Raw genomic sequence first — 21,825 nt, 5'->3', positions numbered from 1 at the left:
TCTATTGTACACTATTTCACTATTTCCACGAAAGAATCAGCTTGGCATCGATTGAACGAGACTATACGTATCCTGTGCGATAACCCATTCCTCATTCGTTGGAATTACAAGTACTTCAACCCGCGATCCTGGCTTCGTGATTCGCTTTTCGATGCCTCTACCTTGCGTGTTCGCTTCCCCGTCAAAATCAACCCCAAGGAAGCTCAATCCCTCGCATACCGCCTGACGCAGCGGCGCGGAATTCTCGCCAACGCCCGCCGTAAAAACAATCGCATCGACGCCATTCATCGCTGCGGCGTAAGCCCCGATGTATTTGCGCAGTCGATACGCATACATCTCAAATGCCAGCGACGCGTTCTTATCGCCCGCTTCCATCGCTTCCACGATCTCCCGCATATCGCTGGAGATCCCCGAGATCGCCTGCAGGCCGCTATGCTTATTCAGCATGGAGCTCACCTCGCCGATCGTCAAATCCTCCTTGCCCATCACATAGGGCACGATGGCCGGATCGAGATCGCCACTGCGCGTGCCCATCATCAGCCCTTCGAGCGGGGTCATCCCCATGCTCGTGTCAACCGACTGGCCGCCCATTACAGCGGCGCAGGAAGCGCCATTACCAATGTGACAGGTAATGAGCTTCAACTGCTCCAGCGGGCGTCCTAGGAAGTCTGCGGCACGCTCGCTGACGTATTTGTGCGACGTTCCGTGGAAACCATAGCGGCGCACCTTATGTTTCCGGTAGAGCGCCATCGGCACCGGATACAGGTAGGCCTTCGCCGGCATCGACTGATGGAAGGCGGTGTCGAAGACGACGGCCTGCGGCACGCCAGGCATATTCGCATCCACCGCAGAGATGCCAAGCATGTGCGCCGGGTTGTGCAGCGGCGCCAAATCGAAGAGGCGCCTGATTTCCTTTCTCACCTCGTCCGTGACGAGGACGGAACTCTTGAACGATTCGCCGCCATGAACGACACGGTGGCCGACGGCATCGATCTGTGATATGGCGGTCAGTACACCATGCTCGGGATGGACTAGCACGTCCAGCACTTTGCGGATGGCGGTTGTATGCTCGAGAATTTCATCAACCTTATGAAATTCGGATTTGTCCGCAGGCTCGTGCATCAGGATCGCAGTATCCATGCCGATGCGCTCTACTCTGCCTTTGGCAAGAACGCTCGCATTTTCCATATCATAAAGTTGATACTTCACGGAAGAACTGCCCGCATTGATCACCAGAATGTTCATATTCGGTCACCATCCTTGTCATAACGGAAGAAGCCTTCCCCTGTCTTCGCCCCAAGGTGCCCCGCACGAACCATTTGCTTCAGCAAATACGAGGGACGATATTTGATATCGCCATATTCGCGGAACATACCTTCTAACGCAGCTAACACGGCGTCGAGTCCAAAACGGTCACACATCTCCAGTGGACCATGCTTGAAATCATAGCCTATGCGCATGGCTTGATCGATATCTTCTGCCGAAGCAACACCTTCGGATAACGTGTGAAGTGCCTCATTGATGAGCGTACAAATCAGCCGCGTCGTTATATAACCTGGCGATTCATTTACCTTAATGCTCTTTTTCGAAAGCAAATCGTCAACAAACCGACGAACGTGATTATAGGTTTCATCCGACGTTTTCATAGCGCGAACGATTTCCACAAGATTCACTTTGGCGACTGGGTGTAGAAAATGAAGCCCAATTACACGCTCTGGGTGAGACGTAATCGCAGCGATCTCTGTTACACTTAACGTCGAGGTATTCGTGGCCAGAATAATTTGTGGCGAGCAAATTTGATTCAGTTGGAAAAAGACATGCTTTTTCGCATTCAAATCTTCGGAAATCGTTTCAATAACAAGCTCGCAGGAGGCCATGTCCTGTATCGAGTCAGCTCTTCTAATTTTCGAGAGGATGGATTTCTTCTCCGCTTCCGTTAAAGCCCAACGCTCAATTTGCTTATCTAAACTTACCGTGATCTGCTCGATCGCTCGATCCAGCTTATCTGTTGATTTTTCGGCAAGAATAACATCAAGTCCTCGAGCCGCAAGCATTTCAGAAATACCTTGCCCCATCGTTCCGCCGCCGATTACACCAATTGTTCTGAACATCATAGCCTGTTTCTCCTTCATCCATACATCTTCCTCACGGAAATTACAAATGTTCATAGATCTTATGAAGTCTTCTTAATAAGTATATGTATAATCCATGCCCCAGGTAAAGACAAGAACCGCTGGCCTAATTGGCCAACGGTCATTATTATGCACTTTGAGACACCGAGGCGTCAAATAAGGTACGAAATGTATCTCCTGAGAGCACTTCTTCTTTCATCAAAATCGCAAAAGAATGCTCAAACACACTACGTTGCTCTTCTAACATCTTTTTCGTACGAAGCATCAACGCATCCAGAATAGCTGCATTTTCTTTCATCAACTGTTCCTTTGTCACCATCTCACGATCAATAATTCCTAAGCTCGTAAGACCAGCGTCCATCATGTTGCGAACCATCGAAAGCGATTGTTCAAAATCGTTACGAGAACCGGTGCTGCGACCGCCGTATATCATTTCTTCCGCGGCTGCTCCACCTAGGGCAATCATAATCTGATCTTCAATATAATCTTTTGTATACAAATAATGATCCTGAGGCGGGTTATGACGTACATAGCCTAATGCTTTCCCACGCGGACTAACGGTAACCTGTGAAACGGATCCTGGACGAACTAGCTCTGCAATAATAGCATGGCCTAATTCATGATACGCCACACGCTCTTTCTCATCATTCGCAGTTTCTTTATCTGTTCGTTCACCCATCATGACTTTATCGATCGCTGAAGCCAAATGAGGCTGCTCAATGGCTGGCTTATCTTCCCTCATGGCATAAATGGCTGCTTCGTTCAATACACCTTCAAGCTGTGCCCCTGAGAAACCAAAGGTTTGATCCGCTGTTTGATCCAAAGTAACACCTTCTGCGAGCGGCTTATTTTTGGCGTGAATATGAAGAATAGCCAAACGCCCCTTCTTATCAGGCAAATCTACCTCAATATGTCGGTCAAAACGACCCGGACGCAGCAATGCGCTATCTAGCATTTCCTTACGATTCGTTGCAGCAATAATAAGAATGCGCGGCGCTTCATTGGTATGAATCCCATCCATCTCCGTCAATAACTGGTTCAATGTCTGGTCATATTCGCGCTGTTGACCGCCGTCTCGCTTACCACCAATGACATCAATCTCATCAATAAAAATAATGGCGTTATCCTTGCCCTCTTTGACAGCACGTGCTCTTGCTTCTTTAAATAAATCTCGCACTCGGCTCGCACCGACACCTACATACATCTCAACAAATTCACTACCTGAAGCTGCCATATAGACGGAGTTCGTATAGTGGGCAGCCGCTTTAGCCATCAACGTTTTCCCTGTACCTGGAGGACCAGTCAACAGTAATCCTTTTAGCGGACGAATACCTAACTTCTTAATTTCTTCATGCTTGATCAAAAAATCAAGTGCTTCCATTAATTCTTTCTTCGCACGATCTTGTCCGCCGATCTCATCAAAGGTCAAGAAAGACGGCGTCCGATTTTTGCTTTTTCGATCTCCGCCGCCTGCTGCCGCCCCGATGCCGCCGCGGGTTTTCATCATATAGAATAACGATACACCAAGAGCACTTACGAAAATAATCGGAATGACATTCACACCTTGAAATGCTAAAAAAACGAGCAGGACAGGAATAAAACCTATCCCAATTTCTTTATATATTTTACTCATTCGGCCACACTCCGATCTGGGAGATTCTTGGCAGCATGATAAATCTCGTAGCATCACCATCTGTTAGGCGGATATACACGTTGTGTTCATCCATTTCACTGTCTACTTTCATATTAGGAACACCAGTTGCATACTTCTCCAGGGTTGTTGGAATATCAGCATAATGCTTCGTTTCCATAGCTTGCGCTACCTCAAATAAAGCTTTAGACCACCACTGATCCAGCTTATCTGACGATTGGTTCTTAACGGATATGTTCACAGAACGCTTCCCGATAATCGAGGCGCCTTCTTGCTTAATTTGTTCAACAACATTACGTAAATTAGCGTCTGGCTTTAATGTCACTTCAATGTCTACTTGATTGGATGAAAGCTTAAGGGTTGAGTCGGTCACACCCGGTGCCGAACTGATTATGTGTGATAATGGATTTTCCATCGCAAAGCTTGTATAGGCGAACCAGCCTCCAAAAAGTACTCCGGCCGAAATAATCACGCTCAAGACAACAGGTAAAAGGCGCAGCTTCATCTTCATGGATTGGCGTCCACCTTTCTGTAAAAAATATTTTCTCGCTTCAAAAGCTATACGAGTAGTATATCACTTCGTACACACCCCATGCCTTATGTAAACAGTGGAAATGCAGAGCAGACGGCGCTACTGCTCTTGCGCACATTTTTTGTGCGCTAGCGTGCGAAAGCCGGCGACGCTACTTCTCTTGCGCACATTTTTTGTGCGCTAGCATGCTTCAGCCGGCGGCGCTGAGCTCTTGCGCACATTTTTTGTGCGCTAGCGTACAACTGCCGGCGGCGCTACTGCTCTTGCGCACATTTTTTGTGCGCTACCGTGCGAAAGCCGGCGGCTCCGATGCTCTTGCGCACATTTTTTGTGCGCTACCTTGCGGAGGCCGGCGGCTCTGATGCTCTTGCGCACATTTTTTGTGCGCTACCGTGCGGCGGCCGGCGGCTCTACTGCTCTTGCGCACATTTTTTGTGCGCTACCATGCGACAAGCCGGCGGCTCTACTGCTCTTGCGCACATTTTTGTGCGCTAGCATGCGACAGCCGGCGGCGCTAGTGCTCTTGCGCACATTTTTTGTGCGCTAGCGTGCGACAGCCGGCGGCGCTACTGTTAAAAAAGAAAAAAGCTCAACCTTCTTATTGAAGGCTGAGCCGATACGTATCCAGAAATTTGCCGTCTTTGAAGGCATAGTAGTCATAGAAATACCGAGTACCTCTATCATCCTTCGTTTTATAAAATACTTCCCAAACAAAGTCATTACCTAGCTTGCCTGGCATAACACGCTCGATTTGACTGCCAGGCGCCTTTTTCATAACGGCATCTCGGGCTTGCGCCTCCGTGAAGGCTTCGTCCGTACTCTCCGTATGAACCTCTTCTTCTGACACCCAAGCAATTAAGCTTTGTCCGAGCTTATTTTCCCCATATACAATCTGAAATGCCTCATCACCATAGAAAAAATCGACCTTCGAGGCTTTCGTCATCATACTTCCCTCATAGGCTTTCTCAACAGCAACTCGCTTCTCATCCCAGTGTTCATTCTGCACATTTAGGTAAAATCGGCTCAGCACAACACCCAGCGTTGCTACGATAAAGATGCCAAGTGTAATTGTTCGCTTCGCATTCATGAACGCGGCGCACCTCCCCATGTCCACATACTAAGCCTAAGCATCAGCCTTTTAGTCGATCAAAGCATAATTCGAATTCACGCTTAATTTTTTCTTCGTCAAGTGTTAAGCATTCACCTTTACGCACGATCCAATTGCCATCTACACAGACATCAACGACATCCTTAGCGCAAGCGGAGTACACGATGTGTGAGACGAAATCAGTCTTAGGCAGGAAATGAGGTTGATCAATATCCAAGGCGATGAAGTCTGCCTTCATACCAGGCGCAAGATGACCTACATCATCCAACCAGATCGATTCGGCTCCCATGCGAGTTCCAAGAAGCAAGGCCTCTTTCGCTGGAATAGCTAGTGGATCCCCTGATACTCCTTTATGAATAAGAGCAGCTAATCGCATTTCCTCAAACATGTCTAAGTTATTGTTGGATGCCGCGCCATCGGTCCCTAATGAAACTTTGACTCCTGCACGCAGCAGTTCTGGTAACCGAGCAACACCGCTGGCTAGCTTCAGGTTGCTGCCTGGGTTATGTGATACACGCACATCATAATTTTTGAGAATCGCAATTTCTTCATCATTCAAATGAACGCCATGTGCGACAAGGGTAGGTCGAGTAAACACACCTAGCTTTTCTAAGTGAGCAACAGGTCTTGCACCATACTGCTCTACATTGCCTTCAACTTCGCGTCGTGTTTCGGACATGTGTGTATGAATAGGAAGATTAAGATCATGTGCAACTTGAACAATGCGCTCGATATAATCTGGCGGACATGTGTAAGGCGCATGCGGCGACATCATCGTTGTAATTCTTCCGTCCGCTTTACCATGCCAATTCTTTGCGAATTCTGTTGCTTCAATTAGCTTTGATGTTTGTACATCTGGCGGACAAAGTCCAATCACACCGCGGGTCAAGACACCACGTATACCAGAATCCTCAACTGCGAGTGCAACTTCATTCATATGATCGTACATATCAACGAAAGTTGTTGTACCCCCTTTGATCATTTCAAGAATGGACAAACGTGTTCCCCATTTGACATCCTGCGAAGTAAATTTCCCTTCCATTGGCCACATTTTCTCTTCTAACCATACTTGCAGCGCCAAATCGTCACCATATCCGCGCAGAAGGGACATCGCGGCATGACCATGCGTATTGACAAGACCTGGCATGTACAACTTATTAGTACCGTCGATCACTTCATCATAATTTTCAAGAGGTTCTGGAACTTCTTTACCGATGTATGTAATCTGACTGCCTTCGATAACCATGCAGCCTTTAATAGATGTTGTCTCTTCCTTATTAGTAATAAAAATACCATTCGAAATTAATGTTTTTTTCATAGTAAAAAACCCTCTCTATGCTCATTCTATAAACAGCTAATACTCCATAAACTTTACATCTTCAAGCTTGTAAAATCAAGGAAGCAGAGCGCTATTCTTTATATGTTAAGAAATTGTAAAATGTCACGGAATTTTCGTTGCTTTAGTCCTAATGAGTATGATACTTTAATCATTGTGAGTTTTTTCTACAATTTGGTCATATTCTTTTCACAAATTCGTTTAAAAACTTGTACATATAGTAAAAATTAGGAGGATTCTATGACAACGTTATTCACCAGAAAGAACGAAGTCGATTTCTTGCAACTACTTATCCGTGCTGCAGAGAACGCCTTGCAAACAGCGCAATTGTTTCGTACAGCCATGATGGGTGATAAACCCCCCATTGAGTATGTCAAAGCGATTAATGATCTTGAGCATGCAGGCGACTCCATTACACATGATATTTTCAGAGGCTTGAACAAAGTTTTTATCACGCCGATTGATCGGGAAGATATTATGATTCTGGCTTCCAAAGTAGATGATGTTACCGATGGAATTGAGGCAACGATTGCTCGTTTTGACTATTTGAATGTTTCTCATACGGATGCCTATATGAAAGATTTCTCAGGCGTAATTGTAGACTCCTGTCAACATATGTTAGATGCCTTCAAGCTTTTGGCTAAAAAAAAGTATATGCAAATTCCAGAGCACACCGTTGCTATAAACAAACTTGAGAATGATGGAGATCGCTTGATGCGTGAAGGGATCCGTCAAATCTTTATAACACGTAAAGATGTGTACGAAGATTTTAAACTTAAAGAAATTTATGAGCGTCTTGAGGAAACAACCGATGCTTGTGAAGATGTTGCAAACATTCTAGATAGCGTTGTACTTCGCTACTCATAAGACAACTGTCTTTGTGTTCGAAGAACGTTTTCCGATGGAAAACGCAAGGAGGAATTCATGTTAACTTATTTGATAGTGATCGTTTTTCTAGCCCTAGCATTTGACTTCATTAATGGATTTCACGATACAGCCAATGCGATTGCAACTTCAATATCTACAAGGGCTTTGAGTCCGCGAGTCGCCATTTTCATGGCAGCTACTTTGAATTTTGTGGGAGCTATGGTGTCCTCTGAAGTAGCCAAAACGGTTGGCGGCAGTATCGCCAATCCCGCTAAGATCGAGAATGGTGTTGAGGTCGTTATTGCCGCCCTACTCGCGGCTATCATCTGGAACTTGCTTACTTGGTATTTGTCGATACCGTCTTCTTCCTCCCACACCCTGCTTGGCTCCCTAGCTGGCGCTGTCATTGCAGGAGCTGGATTCAACGGCGTGAATTGGAGCGGTTTCACACAAATCATTATTATTCTGGTTTTATCGCCTATTATTGCTTTTGGTTTAGGTTATCTCATCATGATATTGATTAAATACATCGTGATTTGGTCGGGAAATACGTCCAGATCCAAGCTAAATCGGGGATTTCGGACCTTACAAATCCTATCCGCCGGATTACTTTCGTATTCCCATGGTGGTAACGATGCACAAAAGGCGATGGGGATTATTGTGTTCGGTCTCGTCGCAGCTGGCTATCAAACTGATTTGGATGTACCGATATGGGTTAAGATTGCAGCCGCGCTCGCTATGGGACTTGGAACCTCCATTGGTGGATGGCGAATTATTAAAACCGTGTCAGGCAAAATCGTAAAAATTGAACCGATCAATGGCTTTGCCTCAGACTTAACTTCTTCGATTGTTATCCAAATTTCAACATTCTTAGGCAAACCATTATCCACAACGCATGTCATCTCATCTGCGATTATCGGTACAGGAAGCGTTATGCGTTTCCACGATGTCCAATGGGGCACTGTAGGCCGAATGCTCATCACATGGATCATTACGATTCCAATCAGCATGGTACTTGCTTACTTGCTTTACTCAGTGATATTCCGTTTTATTATGTAATGAGAAAGATATTTTCGGAATCCGAAAATATTTTTCTATTGTGGTAAACAACAAAAGGCACGACCCGCTGAAGCAGCACGGGTCGTGCCTTTTTCTTACTAATCCAGATAGTAAGCCAAGCTCTGAAGCTCTGTTGTAAAATCAGCATAGTGCACACGCACTTCTGCTGGTACCTTAATGATGACTGGCGCAAAATTTAAGATCGCTTCGATCCCGCAAGCTACGAATTGATTAGCCACATTTTGTGCTTCTGCCGCAGGTACGGTAATGATGCCTATCCGTACACCAAGCTCAGCCAAAACTGACTTCATTTTATCCATAGGCAGCACAACTAAGTTGTTTATTACTTCGCCTGTCTTGGAAGGCATCGCATCGAAGAGCGCTACAATTTTCATATCATTTCGTAAGTACGTATTATAATTGCAAAGGGCTCTACCTAAATTCCCTGCACCTACAAGTGCAACTTGAATGTGTCGATCTAACTTCAGAATTTGTCTGATCTTCTCAATCAGATAATTAATATCATAGCCGATTCCTTTTTTACCAAACTCCCCGAAGTAAGCCAAATCCTTGCGAATCTGAGCAGGATTCAGATCCAGCTTCTGACCCAAATCCTGAGAAGAGACGGTCGACACATTGTTCATTTGCAGCTCGTTCAAATATCGTAAATAAATCGGTAATCTGCGGACAACGGCTTCCGAAATTTTCTGTGTTTTCACGCCTTTAGGCTCCCCCCATCCATTGCTCAATCCTCGGTAGCATTTGTTCGCACGTCATGTGCTCGATCTTCGGACCAGGCAACGAATAGAGGAAATGCTTGCCATAATACGTTTCAATAACACGTGTATCATAAATGATAACGATCCCTTTGTCTGACGCTCTACGTACAAGTCGGCCAAAGCCCTGTTTAAACCGAATAACGGCTTGCGGCACAGAAAATTTCATGAACGGATTCTCATTTCGTTTCTTAATATTTTCACATTTGGCTTCAACAAGCGGATGATTAGGCGGCTGAAAGGGTAGACGAATGATCGCAAGACAGCTTAGCGCGTCCCCTGGAATATCCACACCCTCCCAGAACGAACTGGTGCCCAGCAGCACACACATTTTGTTATCCTGGAACATCCGGGTTAACTTGCTCCGATTACCGCTGTCAACGCCTTGTCCGAGCACGGTGATGCCATGAGGAGTTAGCTTCTCCTTCATCCCTGCATGGACGAGCTTCAGCATCCGATTCGAGGTGCATAGAACGAGCATGCGGCCTTTCGTCACCTGTGCCACATCACTTAGTGAGTTAATCAATGCTTCTATGAAAACAGGGTCGCCCGCTCCCTTAATGGTCGGAAAATCTCGCGGAATCACAACCAAGGCTTGCTCACGATAGTTAAAAGGAGATGGCAATTGAACCGTCTTCAGCTTTCCTGACTCTTCGTCCTCTGGAATGGCTAATCCAAGCTGCTCCGCTGAATATTGGAATGACTTATTCACAGAGAGAGTCGCAGAGGTCAGAATGATGCTATCCTTCGTTTCAAAGAAATGCTGCTGCAGCAATCCGCTAACGTCCGTCGGTACGGAATTCAGCTGCACGGATTTGGCCTTTGCATACGTGCCGGCTTCGATCCAGTAAACGTACCCATCATCTGCCATTTTCATGAAAAAATGAAGCGCGTCTCGATGCGCGTACAGCTCTTTCACTGTGCCGTTGAGATCGGTCACTAACCCCTGAACCCCAAGTCCATCCTGTTGTTCCTTTAATTCATTCAACAACTTATCTAAGGTCCGCAGCAAATCATTCGCGTTCAGATAAATGTTGTCCTCCATGATCAGCAGTTCACGCCAGTTGGAAGGGAGTGTTTCTGGTTTCAAGCGCAGCACGTATTGTGAGGTTTCTGATTGCGAAGGATCACTCCTAGAAGAAACCAACTCATATAAGGCTTCGCTTAAACGTTCCCAGTCCTCTTTGATCGAAATAATTTTGGGAAATAACCCATCAATCGTTTGACTCCAAGCCGCTGCGCGCTCCCCAGCCTCATCCGATTTCTGTAATCGGAAACGAAGCATCGGAAGCTGACCGCTTCGGTTATCCTTATACAGCCAAAGCAGTGAATGATAAAAAGCCGAAGCATGCAGCTCAATCCCGAGATGTTTACTTGCCACTTCTTCAAAGTGATGCGCCTCATCAATCACAAGGTGCTTGTAGGACGGTAGAAGGCGGTTCTCAGCCTTCATATCCGTAAAAAGGAGGGAATGGTTCGTAATGATTACATCAGCCGTGTTGGCGTCATTACGTGCTCGGTGATAGAAACACTTCTTGTACCAAGGGCACATTCGGTTTAAGCAAGAATCTGTATCGCTTGCGACTGAATACCAGAATTGAGCGCCTTTGTTCCCAAAGTGGAGTTCCTCTTCGTCCCCATGCTCTGTCTCACTTAACCAAACAACCATTTGCGCGGCGGTTATCGGGTCTTCCCTGCCATTCTCGTAATCCCGCGTAGTCAGCTTTGTTTCAAATTTGCGCAGGCAAAGATAGTGGCTTCGCCCTTTCAACACAGCCGCTTTGAAAGGTACGGGGAAAATTTCTTTTAATAAAGGAATATCCCGCTCGCGAAGCTGCTCCTGCAAATTAATCGTGTGTGTGGACACAACGACTTTCTTCTCATATTTCAATCCGTAGTAAATCGAAGGAATCAAATATCCAAGTGATTTCCCAGTCCCCGTTCCCGCTTCGATCATCAAATGCTGATCAGCTTCAAGCGACTTTTCGACTTCCTGAATCATTTGATCCTGAGATTCTCGATCCTCGTAGACCTCAAATCGTTGCTGAAGCGCGGATTTCAGGCCTTGCTGGAACGCTGTAAAAGAAGTACCCAAAGCTTCCGTTACTTCGTACTCCGAGCGAATCTCTTCTTCCTCGCCCCAATCCGTCACATTGAGAGTAAACTGGCGAAAGTATCGATTCGTGTCCATATCTACACTCGTCACGGACTCTTTATATAAACAAATCTCATCAAGGAACCAGCCTAGATCTGTGTTACCGTTTTCGAAAATATGATTCAATCTTTGCACCGTCAAGAGCGGCAAACCCAATAACCGATCCAAACAATGGATCCAAATGAGCGCCGTGACTTCCGCATCGCTATCTGCTTGGTGGGGTCTTTCATGGTCGATGCCAAACAAGGCTGCTACCATACTCAGTTGTAGGCTGGAGATGGACGGGAATAAGATCCGAAGCATATCCATCGTATCTAGGACTCGCCCTGAGAATGGCGGATATCCTGTTCTTGTTAGGCCTCGTTGCAGAAAAGACAAGTCAAAAGCAGCTTGATGCGCAACTAACACACAATCAAACAGTAGTGGAAACATATCGGACATCACCTGATCGAGTGACGGCGCGTCAGCAACCATGTCATTGGTAATCCCCGTTAAGGTTGTAATCGAAGAAGGTATACTAATCCCTGGGTTCACCAGAGAAGTATACCTACCTGTAATTTCAAATTGATCTATGATGACGAGTCCAACCTGTATAATTTCGTCCCCAGGCTGACTTCCTGTCGTTTCAAAATCCAAAACTGCAAATTTCATAACGTCTATCTTCAATCCCTTCGTCCTGCACTTCTCCTAGCATACCAAATCTGATTAGGAAAAGGGAATACCTTGTTTTGCCGTTTCGGGTTAGGACTCATCTAGATTGATAAGTGGCTCCATACAAGAAGGATCGGTATGATACGCTTTTTGGAAATATTCGAAAGCCTTCTCCAGATTCTGATTCTGCACTTGAATACAGCCCATTGCATTATAGGAGATAGCTTTCATCTTAGAATTGTCCGTCAATGGGAGAAGGAATTTGAAGTGCTGATAAGCATCGCCAAACTCCCCTTTTCGCAAATGTCCCATCGCTAAGTACACCCGAGCTAACAAGAAATCCGGCTGCCGCTCGATCAACACCTCGAATTCTTTGATCGCTTGATCATACATGTACAGCTTGTAATACCCCTGACCGCGCATGAATTCCTCAGTCTGCTTACCGGATACGTCGAGCTCCATCAGTTCGTCATGTAAGGTTTTGGTACTGATCGGCACCGCCCCGTAGAACTTTCCCAGCTTCTCCTCAAACAGCAGCCACGCCTCGATGAACTCATCACTCATCGTTTTCAGCACTTGCAGTTGTTCGTCAAGCTCCGCCTTTTTCTCCACATCACTGTTCGGATATTCCTTCTGGATTTCTTCCAAAACCTCATTCATTGTGGAAAATAAATGCTTAAACATTTGGCATCCCCACCTTTGCTTCGAAAGCTTACCCTCATTCTTTGTAAACAGAGCCGATTTCATGCATGCAAGGCAGGTCTGCGTCACACTTAAAGAACTGTGGAATGTTCTTCTTCCTTCAGCAACTGGGCAACTGTATTGCCCGCCCCCATAATGGCAATCGTTGGATGATGCTTCTTGGCTTCTTCATCACTCATCATGGCATAAGAAACAATGATAATCGTATCGCCAGTTTGAACTAACCTAGCTGCCGCACCATTTAAACAGACTACACCTGTGCCGCGCGGCCCTGGGATAATATACGTTTCAAGACGGGCACCGTTGTTATTGTTCACGATCTGTACTTTCTCGCCTGGGAGCATGTCCACGAGGTCAATCAAATCTTCATCAATCGTGATGCTGCCGATATAATTTAAATTCGCCTCGGTAACCGTGGCGCGGTGAATCTTCGCTTTCATCATTGTGCGAAACATAAGACGTCACTTCCTGACTTGTAGAATAAGATTATCAATTAAACGTGTTTTCCCGAATTTCACAGCCAATGCGATAATAAGAGATGAGGTAGAATGGCTATTTTCAAAAGGCTCTAAAGTTGGGTAGGACAGGACTTCAACGTAATCGATAACGGCTAATGGTGCCGTTTGTATATGGGTGCTGACTAGTGTTTGAAGCTCTTGTGAAGTAACAGATGCATTTGTACGGCTTAAGATGAATTCTTTCGCTTTCTGTAAGGATTGCGACAACACCAACGCTTGCTGACGCTCCTCTGCCGAGAGATACACATTGCGGGAACTCATTGCAAGCCCATCGGTTTCACGCAAGGTTGGGCAAGGGACGATTTCTACGTCTAGATTAAGATCTTGCACCATTTGCTCGATGACTGCAACTTGCTGGGCATCCTTTAAGCCGAAAAAGGCTTGATCGGGCTTAACGATATGAAATAGCTTGCTGACTACCGTTGCTACACCATCAAAATGACCAGGTCGTGAAGCCCCGCATAATCTTGTAGTAACTTTCGAAACACTTACGGTAGTGCGTATCGGTGATGGGTACATTTCGTCCACAGATGGCATGAATACAAGATCCACCCCTGCTGCCTCCGCTACCGCCAAGTCCCGCTCCGCGTTGCGCGGATACCGTTCAAAGTCCTCACCAGGACCAAACTGCAAAGGATTCACAAATATACTTAACACTACTAAACCGCTTTGGGAACGCGCTTTTTTGAGAAGACTGGCATGCCCTTCATGTAAAAAACCCATCGTCGGCACGAAGCCAACGGATTGATCATTTTTGCGACGATAATCTTTGATACGTGCTCTTAAATCGGCAATTGTCTGTACCACTTCCATTGTGTGGATCGCTTCCATGGCCAATCACTCCTTATCGCCGTATAGATATTGAACAACATCGTTATCCATATGAAATGTATTTTCTTGCGCCGGGAACGTCCGCGCCTTCACTTCTTTCACATATTCGCCAATACCTGTACGGATAGTTTCCCCGATATTTGCATAGGCTTTAACAAACTTTCTGGGAGCACTGTCAGAACCATACTGCAACAGATCATGATACACAAGGACTTGCCCATCACAATGCACGCCTGAACCAATGCCAATCGTAGGAATGGAGAGCTGCTTCGTGATCCAGGCCGCCAATTCATCCGTCACAAGCTCAAGCACAACCGCAAAAGCTCCAGCCTCTTCAATTGCCTTCGCATCACTCAGAAGCTTCTTCGCTTGCTCTGAGCTGCGCCCTTGGACACGGAAGCCACCCAATTGGTGTACCGACTGAGGCGTTAACCCCAAATGACCAACGACAGGTACGCCTGCCTCAGTAATCGCTTTGACCGTAGCCGCGATCTCTGCGCCGCCTTCCAATTTAACCGCCTTAGCTCCGCCCTCACGCATCAAACGCCCTACGCCTTGCATAGTTGCGTCCAAGCTGCCGTGGTAGGTTAAGAAGGGCATATCAGCGACGACAAACGTATTCGCGGCACCTCGCACCGCAGCACGTGTATGATACACCATGTCGTCCAGGGTAACTGGCAACGTGGAATCATACCCTAGCACGACATTTCCTAGTGAATCTCCAACTAGAATAACATCAATACCAGCTTCCTCTGACAATCGTGCTGAGGGATAATCGTAGGCCGTCACCATCGTAATCGGTACGCCATCTTGCTTCATTTTTCTCATCTTCGCTGTCGTTAGCGCTTTACGTTGTTCCACAGTAATCCCAGCTTCCTCATATAAAATAAAAAAACCTTTTAGCTAAGAGCTAAAAGGAGCGCATGCAGAAAGAATCAATGATCCCTCTGTCTCGGTCCTATAAGGCTCAGAGCAGAATCCAACATCTTGTTTCGGGTTATTCCATTGTCGTGTAAGAACCGTCCGTGTATAGCTGAGGCCATACAGCAGTAGTAATTACGAGATCAATGCAAGTTCAACTACAAGTTCATAAGCAAGATCTATGACAAGTGCAGTTCCTATAAGGATACCGCCTTATACGTCTATTATACCAAAGCTTGCTCCCGGAGGATACCCTTTATCTCCCACTACTTAAGCTCGATATCACCCGAATAAATTTTGATCCGCTCGCCTGAAGGGGTAATCACCGTCAAGGCACCCGTATCGTCTAAGGAATCCGCAACCCCTTCAATAAGCCCAGCAGGCGTTTGAGTCCGAATCGGTCTCTTCAGCGTCACGCTCAAAGCCTCCCACAATAGACGAATTGGGGCGAAGCCCTTCTCTAAGTAAAGAGCATACATTTCCTCGAATTCCAAAAGAAAAGCTTGGACTAAGCCCTCACGTGAAACCTCACCGCCGGACTCGATCGCCAAAGAAGTTGCAATCGCACGCAGCTCTTCCGGATAGTCCTCCGCTAACAAATTCACGCTAATGCCAATCCCAGCGATGACATACTTCAGGCGTTCATCCTCGCCGCTGCTTTCCAGCAAAATCCCGCTGACCTTCTTCCCATGAATCAAAAGATCATTAGGCCATTTAATGCCGATCTCCACATGGCACACTTTTTGAATCGCACGGCACAGGGCAACAGCACTCAGCAGAGTTAGCTGGGGCATGAAATAGACAGGAATTCGCGGAGTCAGAATAAGACTCATCCAGATCCCCTTGCCCGACGGAGAATGCCAGTTGCGTCCCATACGGCCTCTGCCTGCTGTCTGCTTTTCCGCAAGCACAATTGTGCCTTCAGTCGCCCCTGAAGCGACAAGCTTATGCGCAATCGTCTGTGTCGAGTCTACTTCATCAAGGATATGTACCTTCTGGCCAAGCACCTTCGTTTTCATTCCATGCATCAGCTCGCTGAGCTGCCACTTCGCTGGCTTACTAACCAGACGATATCCTTTGCGAGATGCCGCTTCAAAGCCATAGCCCTCAGCACGGAGTTCCTCAATGTGCTTCCAAATCGCAGTTCGACTCACACCGAGCCTCCGACTGATTTCCGCACCGGATACATACGTCTCAGGTGACTGTTCAAAAAGCTCTAAAATTCGTTCATTCATATGATTTCACTCACAATCATTAGTGGTCTAGAGGAAACAACACTCACTTTTACTTGATCTAACTGCGGACACCAATACTAAGCATTACGCAAGCCGACTGCAGATTAACTGGATTTCATACAGGTAAATTTGAAGGCAAGGCCCACATATATCAATTTAACTGGATTTATGACGTTAATTTCATCCTTTCCTCTCATTTTCGCCAAATTCGTAAAATTTAACTGGAGGATTTCCTGTTAATCACTTTTCATTACGAAAATGTCGGAATGAAATGAAAAGAAAGAAATGAAAAGAAAGAAAAGAAAAGAAAAACCGCACAGCGCTGCTACTTCGCAGCCTGCGCGGCGTGAATAAGAGCCTCGCGCTCATTCGGGATTTCCCCGAGCGCGGCACGCTCGAGCAGATCCTGCAGCAGCACGCCCATCCATGGGCCCGGCTGCTTCTCAAGTGCCCCAGCCACATCCTGGCCGGATATGGCGAGTTCCTTCAGGCTGAAGCAGGGGACCTCCTTCAGCCATGCCTCCCCGCGCTGCAGCAGCGCCGGCGCGGTCTCACCCAAGAAGCGCGCCAACTCGCCGCGCTTCCCTTCCACCTGCGGCAGCTCGCGCAGCAGCCGCAGTAACGCGCGGGCTGCGGCTTCGCCGCGGCGCACCGCGCCAAGCTTCCAGACCCGCTCCAGCGGAGCCGGGTCATCAGCCTTAGCCTGCGCGGCGACAGCGTCGCGCAGGGCAAGCACTTCCGCGACCGCGGCGACGTCGGCGCGGGAGAAGGTCAGCTCCTGGAGCGCCGCGCGGACTGTGTCCGCTGGCACCTCCAAGAGCATCAGCAGCATGGCCCAGCGGTCATGCTGCCCCTCCAGCGCGCTGACAGCGTCCAGCGCGTCATCCCAGGCGAGCCAAGCCTCAAAAGGCAGCGGAAGCTGCTTTTTGAGGTGGGCCAGCAGGCCGCTCGCCAGCAGTAGCCGCACAGCCCGTGCAGGGGCTGGGCCTTCAACCATGCGCTGCAGCTCGCTGCGCACGCGCTCCATGGCAATGTGGCGCAGCAAGGGTGCATTCACCAGCAGCGCCTGCCACGTGCTCGCCTCGATCTCGAGGCCGTACGTCGAGGCGAAACGAATGCAGCGAAGCATGCGCAGCGCATCTTCGCCAAATCGTTCCTCCGCAATACCTACGCAGCGGAGAACCCCAGCGGACAGATCCTCCTGTCCGCCAAAAGGATCCTGCAGAACGCCTGCCCCATCCATGGCCATCGCGTTCATCGTGAAATCCCTTCGTTTCAAATCCTCGGTTAAATCTGAAATATAAGCAACGGAGGTCGGGCGACGAAAACCTTCGTATGCCGACTCCTTACGAAAGGTTGTAACTTCATAGGTTCCCTGAGCCATCAGAACCGTCACTGTGCCATGTTGAAGGCCGGTCGGTACCGTACGCTGGAACAACTGAATAACCTGCTCAGGCAGCGCTGAAGTGGCAATATCGATGTCTTTTATCGGACGCGTAAGCACCGCGTCACGAACACAACCACCTACTAAATACGCTTCGTACCCAGCTTCTGTGAGCCGCGTAACCACAGCGGATGCCCCAGCATCATTTATGTTCATTTTTCTTGCTTCCACGATAATTCTCCTAGCCAGACATCATCCTTACTGACAGGACGAGGCTGAAATGCGATGTGATTCTGGGAGCTCTCTCCCTAACACGCGATAATAAATTTCTTCGTATTGAACCGTGGTAATATCGTTACAGAACGTATACCGCGCACGATTCAAACAGTTTTGCGCTATTTGTTCGTACAACACTTGATTTTTCAATAGATTAATCGCGTAGTTGGCCATTTGATCCGTATCGCCTACTTCGGCTAAATATCCTGTTTCACCATGTGTAATCAGTTCAGGAATCCCCCCTGCATTGGATCCAATCGTCGGCACACCGCAAGCCATCGCTTCCAGCGCGACAAGTCCGAAGCTTTCTTTCTCAGAAGGCAGCAGCATGAGGTCTGCAAGAGAAATAACTTGAGCCACATCATCCTGCTTACCGCAGAACGTTACTTTATCTGAGAGACCTAGTTCCTTCACCTTCGAAATCATTTTCGAGAGATCCGGACCTTCCCCCACAAATAAAAGGCGAGACGGCACTTCCTTGCTGACCTTAGCGAAAATATCCACAACATCCTGCACGCGCTTCACTGGGCGGAAATTGGAAATATGGATAAGAATTTTCTCATCCGGCCGCGCGAATTCGCCTCTTAGCTTCGATATATCTCGCGGGTAATACACCCGTTTATCAACAAAGTTATAGGTCAGATCAATATCCCGATCAATGGCAAGCAATTCCCGTGTTTCTTTTATCAAATCCTTGGAAACAGCAGTAACCGCATCACTTTCATTAATGGCATAACGAATAAGATCCGAAATGGATTGATCCTGTCCCAGTACCGTAATATCGGTTCCGTGCAGTGTTGTTACAACCTTAAGGTTCGTACCTACCATTTGCTTCGCAAGTAAAGCACAAACAGCATGCGGAATCGCATAGTGTACGTGCAGTAAGTCAAGCTCTTCCATTTTGGCAACCTGAGCTAATTTACTTGCAAGTGAAAGGTCATACGGCGGATAACGGAAGACATAATATTGACTGACTTCCACTTCATGATAATAAATATTTTTATGAAATTTACCCAAACGAAACGGCATGCTATGTGTAATAAAGTGAACCTCGTGTCCTTTTTCAGCAAGCAGCTTACCCAGCTCTGTCGCAACAACGCCTGAGCCGCCTAGTGTCGGATAACATGTAATACCGATCTTTAATTTATCTTTCATCTCCACACCTCTTTCCGATCAATCAAAATGTTCTATCACCAAAGGGAGTTTGGAAACGAACCCTTCCGCGTACGTCAATTGACGCTTTTGACCCATGATTCGATCACGAGCTTCTACACGTTCGACATAACCTTGATTGAGTGGCGTAGCAACCGTGCCCGCACCAGTTACGAATTGTGACCGGTACGCGCGCAGTGCTGCCATTTTTTTATCGTAAGTATCAGTTACATCTACAATCGCATTAGCTTCATACACATCATTAATAAAATAAAAAAAGAGTTGCTCCACATTCACAGCTTCGGAGTCAGGCAAATATTTACGCAGCTTCGCATTGAAAACAGCCTCCTGAACGAGCGCCGAACACGCAATATGATCAGGATGGCGGTCTTGCCAATATGGCGCGAATACAATTCTAGGACGAAATTTTCTAATCTCTTGTGTAATTCGTTCGATGTTAGCAGCGGTGACGAATAATCCGCGATCGGGTAAACCAAGATTCGTCCGAGCTGCAACCCCTAAGATCTTCGCAGCTTCGGCGGCTTCTTCTAGTCTAGTTTCAACAGTCCCATTGGAGGACATTTCGGCAAAAGTCAGCTCGCAGAGTCCGACTCGCAGTCCGCGCTGCGTATGTTTGGCAATCGTGGCTCCCATCCCGATCTCAGCATCATCTGCATGGGCACCAAATATGAGAATATCCAGATGTTCGCTCATCTTAATCAATCCCTGGCTTATATTTATGTACGAGTTCTCTCCATGCAAAATCTCCGCGATCCAGCGCTCTCACAAGTAGCTCAGCTGTCGCAATATTCGTGGCACAGGGAATTCCCTGTACGTCACAAAGGCGAAGCAACGCGATAATATCAGGCTCATGCGGTTGAGCCATTAAGGGATCACGTAAAAAGATGATAAAATCCATTTCATTTTCTGCAACCAACGCACCAATCTGCTGATCTCCACCAAGTGGCCCTGACATAAATCGATGAATATTTAATTTCGTATTTGCCATAATGCGCGTGCCTGTCGTGCCAGTAGCATATAGTTTGTGACCCTCGAAAACATGCTCATAGGCAGTAACGAAATTCACCATCTCATCTTTTTTCCGATCATGGGCAATAAGTGCGATGCTTAACATCTGACTTCCACTCTCCTAGGGGTCATTAATCTATAAAATGCTCAAATCCATAAATCATTCCGGTATACGTCATAACTTTACGAACCGCAATCGCTACACCTGGCATGTAGGCGGCACGATCATAGGAGTCATGTCGAATTTTAAGCGCTTGACCCTGCTCAGCCATAATAACTTCCTGTTGTGCAAATATTCCTGGCAAACGTACACTATGTATTCTGAATCCATTGTAATACCCACCGCGCGAACCTTCAATTGTTTCTTCTTCTTTCGGATTTCCTTGCTTCATTTCTTCACGCACTTCCGAAATAAGCTCAGCCGTCTTCACAGCTGTCCCAGAGGGAGCATCCAACTTCTGATCACCGTGGTATTCGATAATTTCTAAATTAGGGAAATATTTCGAAGCTTGAGCGGCAAATCTCATCATTAGTATCGCCCCGATGGAGAAATTCGGTGCAATCAAGCCGCCAATTTGGCTATCTCGGCATAGCATGTCCAATTCAGCAATAGCCTGAGGGGTGAATCCCGTCGTCCCCATTACGGGGCGAATCCCTAGGCGAATCGCAAGATTTGTATGTGAAACCGCCGTTTGCGGCCCTGTAAAATCAACTAAAACATCCGGTTTGGATTCGATAAGCGTCTTCTCGATGTCGTTCCCCATCAGGATACCGCATTCTTCCATTCCAACCATTTTACCCAGATCAATTGGACCGGAGGTACGGCTGACCCCTGCAACTAATTCCATATCAGCTTCACGCAGTACGGTCTTCACGACCTCCCGCCCCATTCTTCCACTTGCACCAATGACTGCTACTCGTATTCTACGCTCCATATTGTGACGATCTCCTTTATTTTTGTTTCGGGCACAGCTATGTTTTCAACTTAAGTTGATACATCGCTGCATGTTGCTTGGCAAGCTCATGATGTGGCTCTAACCGAACTGCCTCCATGACAGTTTGATAAGCTCTTGTATAATCTTTTCGCATAGCGAACGCTTCACCTAGAATAAGATACGCTTCAATCGCCAGAGGATCAAGAACTATCGCTTCTTTGAGAAGAAAAATAGCTCGTTCTGCATGCGCCGACTGGTTACCCAGTTGTCTTCTGGCTTGTTCTACCAGCTCGCGTGCATTCAACACTTGCAAATGAAAGCGAAACGCCTCATTGGTCGGCTCTAGTTCAATTGCTCTTGAAGCATGTTCCACCGCTTTGATCAGCTTATTACTTCTCGCGAAAGTAATCGAAAGTTTGTGGTGATAGGCAGCATTGTTTGGTTCTTCAGCTATTGCTTTTTCAAACCATTCAATGGCTTTTTCAAAATCATGCCCAAGTATGGATTCATATGCTTTTTGTATTTGATTTTCTCCATTCATCTGCCCATCCTCCTTTGCCATAAGCGGTTTACCC

At 47.0% G+C, this 21,825-nt stretch carries 21 protein-coding genes; 2 read left to right on the top strand and 19 right to left on the bottom strand.

Annotated features, from left to right (window positions below; translation table 11 throughout):
- Positions 1-36: 36 nt before the first annotated feature.
- From AC58QO_RS12540 to AC58QO_RS12515, 6 genes are all read right to left on the bottom strand, one after another.
- On the bottom strand, positions 37-1,245 hold the full coding sequence (locus AC58QO_RS12540; RefSeq protein ID WP_497265845.1) for an acetate/propionate family kinase: 1,209 nt from the start codon (positions 1,243-1,245) through the stop codon (positions 37-39).
- Positions 1,242-2,114, bottom strand: coding sequence for a 3-hydroxyacyl-CoA dehydrogenase family protein (locus AC58QO_RS12535; RefSeq protein ID WP_497265843.1), 873 nt, complete (start codon positions 2,112-2,114; stop codon positions 1,242-1,244). The genes AC58QO_RS12540 and AC58QO_RS12535 overlap by 4 nt, the downstream gene beginning before the upstream one ends.
- 145 nt (positions 2,115-2,259) lie before the next feature.
- Positions 2,260-3,765, bottom strand: coding sequence for an AAA family ATPase (locus tag AC58QO_RS12530; protein WP_497265841.1), 1,506 nt, complete (start codon positions 3,763-3,765; stop codon positions 2,260-2,262).
- Positions 3,758-4,294, bottom strand: a complete 537-nt coding sequence (locus tag AC58QO_RS12525) for a hypothetical protein (RefSeq protein WP_497265839.1) — start codon at positions 4,292-4,294, stop codon at positions 3,758-3,760. The genes AC58QO_RS12530 and AC58QO_RS12525 overlap by 8 nt, the downstream gene beginning before the upstream one ends.
- Before the next feature lie 619 nt (positions 4,295-4,913).
- Positions 4,914-5,402, bottom strand: a complete 489-nt coding sequence (locus AC58QO_RS12520; RefSeq protein WP_497265837.1) for a cell wall elongation regulator TseB-like domain-containing protein — start codon at positions 5,400-5,402, stop codon at positions 4,914-4,916.
- 43 nt (positions 5,403-5,445) lie between these two features.
- Positions 5,446-6,741, bottom strand: coding sequence for an amidohydrolase (locus AC58QO_RS12515; protein WP_497265835.1), 1,296 nt, complete (start codon positions 6,739-6,741; stop codon positions 5,446-5,448).
- Positions 6,742-6,999: 258 nt separating this feature from the next.
- Between AC58QO_RS12515 and AC58QO_RS12510 the strand changes: the two genes are divergently transcribed.
- Entirely contained in the window at positions 7,000-7,626 is a 627-nt protein-coding gene (locus AC58QO_RS12510; protein WP_497265833.1) for a DUF47 domain-containing protein, read from the top strand.
- A 57-nt stretch (positions 7,627-7,683) separates the two neighbouring features.
- Positions 7,684-8,685 (top strand): inorganic phosphate transporter, encoded by a 1,002-nt coding sequence (locus AC58QO_RS12505; RefSeq protein ID WP_497265831.1) that lies wholly within the window; start codon positions 7,684-7,686, stop codon positions 8,683-8,685.
- Between the two features lie 98 nt (positions 8,686-8,783).
- Here AC58QO_RS12505 and AC58QO_RS12500 read toward each other — a convergent pair whose 3' ends face one another.
- The 13 genes from AC58QO_RS12500 to AC58QO_RS12440 form a co-directional block, all read right to left on the bottom strand.
- Positions 8,784-9,404: a redox-sensing transcriptional repressor Rex gene (locus AC58QO_RS12500; RefSeq protein ID WP_497265830.1), complete on the bottom strand. Its 621-nt coding sequence runs from the start codon at positions 9,402-9,404 to the stop codon at positions 8,784-8,786.
- Between the two features lie 4 nt (positions 9,405-9,408).
- Positions 9,409-12,267 (bottom strand): ATP-dependent DNA helicase DinG, encoded by a 2,859-nt coding sequence (dinG, locus tag AC58QO_RS12495; RefSeq protein ID WP_497265828.1) that lies wholly within the window; start codon positions 12,265-12,267, stop codon positions 9,409-9,411.
- Between the two features lie 90 nt (positions 12,268-12,357).
- A complete protein-coding gene (locus tag AC58QO_RS12490; protein WP_497265826.1) occupies positions 12,358-12,951 on the bottom strand; it encodes a tetratricopeptide repeat protein in 594 nt (197 codons plus the stop codon).
- A gap of 89 nt (positions 12,952-13,040) precedes the next feature.
- The gene (panD, locus tag AC58QO_RS12485; protein ID WP_497265824.1) at positions 13,041-13,424 is read right to left on the bottom strand and encodes an aspartate 1-decarboxylase; all 384 of its coding nucleotides are present in this window, start codon (positions 13,422-13,424) and stop codon (positions 13,041-13,043) included.
- 6 nt (positions 13,425-13,430) lie between these two features.
- Complete coding sequence (gene panC / locus AC58QO_RS12480) at positions 13,431-14,300, bottom strand: pantoate--beta-alanine ligase (protein ID WP_497267466.1); 870 nt, start codon at positions 14,298-14,300, stop codon at positions 13,431-13,433.
- A 24-nt stretch (positions 14,301-14,324) separates the two neighbouring features.
- Positions 14,325-15,179: a 3-methyl-2-oxobutanoate hydroxymethyltransferase gene (gene panB / locus AC58QO_RS12475; RefSeq protein WP_497265822.1), complete on the bottom strand. Its 855-nt coding sequence runs from the start codon at positions 15,177-15,179 to the stop codon at positions 14,325-14,327.
- 326 nt (positions 15,180-15,505) lie between these two features.
- A complete protein-coding gene (locus AC58QO_RS12470; protein ID WP_497265820.1) occupies positions 15,506-16,474 on the bottom strand; it encodes a biotin--[acetyl-CoA-carboxylase] ligase in 969 nt (322 codons plus the stop codon).
- A gap of 325 nt (positions 16,475-16,799) precedes the next feature.
- Positions 16,800-18,089, bottom strand: a complete 1,290-nt coding sequence (locus AC58QO_RS12465) for a CCA tRNA nucleotidyltransferase (RefSeq protein WP_497265818.1) — start codon at positions 18,087-18,089, stop codon at positions 16,800-16,802.
- A 27-nt stretch (positions 18,090-18,116) separates the two neighbouring features.
- Positions 18,117-19,289 carry an N-acetyl-alpha-D-glucosaminyl L-malate synthase BshA gene (gene bshA, locus AC58QO_RS12460; RefSeq protein WP_497265816.1) on the bottom strand — a complete coding sequence of 391 codons (1,173 nt, stop codon included), beginning with the start codon at positions 19,287-19,289 and terminating at the stop codon, positions 18,117-18,119.
- Between the two features lie 18 nt (positions 19,290-19,307).
- A complete protein-coding gene (gene bshB1 / locus AC58QO_RS12455; protein ID WP_497265814.1) occupies positions 19,308-20,000 on the bottom strand; it encodes a bacillithiol biosynthesis deacetylase BshB1 in 693 nt (230 codons plus the stop codon).
- Between the two features lies 1 nt (position 20,001).
- Positions 20,002-20,421 (bottom strand): methylglyoxal synthase, encoded by a 420-nt coding sequence (locus AC58QO_RS12450; protein ID WP_497265812.1) that lies wholly within the window; start codon positions 20,419-20,421, stop codon positions 20,002-20,004.
- Positions 20,422-20,446: 25 nt separating this feature from the next.
- Positions 20,447-21,250, bottom strand: coding sequence for a 4-hydroxy-tetrahydrodipicolinate reductase (gene dapB / locus AC58QO_RS12445; RefSeq protein WP_497265810.1), 804 nt, complete (start codon positions 21,248-21,250; stop codon positions 20,447-20,449).
- Between the two features lie 37 nt (positions 21,251-21,287).
- Complete coding sequence (locus AC58QO_RS12440) at positions 21,288-21,791, bottom strand: tetratricopeptide repeat protein (protein WP_497265808.1); 504 nt, start codon at positions 21,789-21,791, stop codon at positions 21,288-21,290.
- Between the last annotated feature and the right edge of the window lie 34 nt (positions 21,792-21,825).

Source organism: Paenibacillus sp. J31R30 (genome assembly GCF_059692115.1).
Note: the sequence above shows the minus strand (reverse complement) of the source record. Positions and strands in the feature narration are given on the sequence as shown.

What these genes read in the sequence shown, in the direction of transcription:
- AC58QO_RS12540 (WP_497265845.1), bottom strand. Translation starts at nt 1,245, where the DNA reads ATGAACATTCTGGTGATCAATGCGGGCAGTTCTTCCGTGAAGTATCAA.
- AC58QO_RS12535 (WP_497265843.1), bottom strand. Translation starts at nt 2,114, where the DNA reads ATGATGTTCAGAACAATTGGTGTAATCGGCGGCGGAACGATGGGGCAA.
- AC58QO_RS12530 (WP_497265841.1), bottom strand. Translation starts at nt 3,765, where the DNA reads ATGAGTAAAATATATAAAGAAATTGGGATAGGTTTTATTCCTGTCCTG.
- AC58QO_RS12525 (WP_497265839.1), bottom strand. Translation starts at nt 4,294, where the DNA reads ATGAAGATGAAGCTGCGCCTTTTACCTGTTGTCTTGAGCGTGATTATT.
- AC58QO_RS12520 (WP_497265837.1), bottom strand. Translation starts at nt 5,402, where the DNA reads ATGAATGCGAAGCGAACAATTACACTTGGCATCTTTATCGTAGCAACG.
- AC58QO_RS12515 (WP_497265835.1), bottom strand. Translation starts at nt 6,741, where the DNA reads ATGAAAAAAACATTAATTTCGAATGGTATTTTTATTACTAATAAGGAA.
- AC58QO_RS12510 (WP_497265833.1), top strand. Translation starts at nt 7,000, where the DNA reads ATGACAACGTTATTCACCAGAAAGAACGAAGTCGATTTCTTGCAACTA.
- AC58QO_RS12505 (WP_497265831.1), top strand. Translation starts at nt 7,684, where the DNA reads ATGTTAACTTATTTGATAGTGATCGTTTTTCTAGCCCTAGCATTTGAC.
- dinG (WP_497265828.1), bottom strand. Translation starts at nt 12,267, where the DNA reads ATGAAATTTGCAGTTTTGGATTTTGAAACGACAGGAAGTCAGCCTGGG.
- AC58QO_RS12490 (WP_497265826.1), bottom strand. Translation starts at nt 12,951, where the DNA reads ATGTTTAAGCATTTATTTTCCACAATGAATGAGGTTTTGGAAGAAATC.
- panD (WP_497265824.1), bottom strand. Translation starts at nt 13,424, where the DNA reads ATGTTTCGCACAATGATGAAAGCGAAGATTCACCGCGCCACGGTTACC.
- panC (WP_497267466.1), bottom strand. Translation starts at nt 14,300, where the DNA reads ATGGAAGTGGTACAGACAATTGCCGATTTAAGAGCACGTATCAAAGAT.
- AC58QO_RS12470 (WP_497265820.1), bottom strand. Translation starts at nt 16,474, where the DNA reads ATGAATGAACGAATTTTAGAGCTTTTTGAACAGTCACCTGAGACGTAT.
- bshA (WP_497265816.1), bottom strand. Translation starts at nt 19,289, where the DNA reads ATGAAAGATAAATTAAAGATCGGTATTACATGTTATCCGACACTAGGC.
- bshB1 (WP_497265814.1), bottom strand. Translation starts at nt 20,000, where the DNA reads ATGAGCGAACATCTGGATATTCTCATATTTGGTGCCCATGCAGATGAT.
- AC58QO_RS12450 (WP_497265812.1), bottom strand. Translation starts at nt 20,421, where the DNA reads ATGTTAAGCATCGCACTTATTGCCCATGATCGGAAAAAAGATGAGATG.
- dapB (WP_497265810.1), bottom strand. Translation starts at nt 21,250, where the DNA reads ATGGAGCGTAGAATACGAGTAGCAGTCATTGGTGCAAGTGGAAGAATG.
- AC58QO_RS12440 (WP_497265808.1), bottom strand. Translation starts at nt 21,791, where the DNA reads ATGAATGGAGAAAATCAAATACAAAAAGCATATGAATCCATACTTGGG.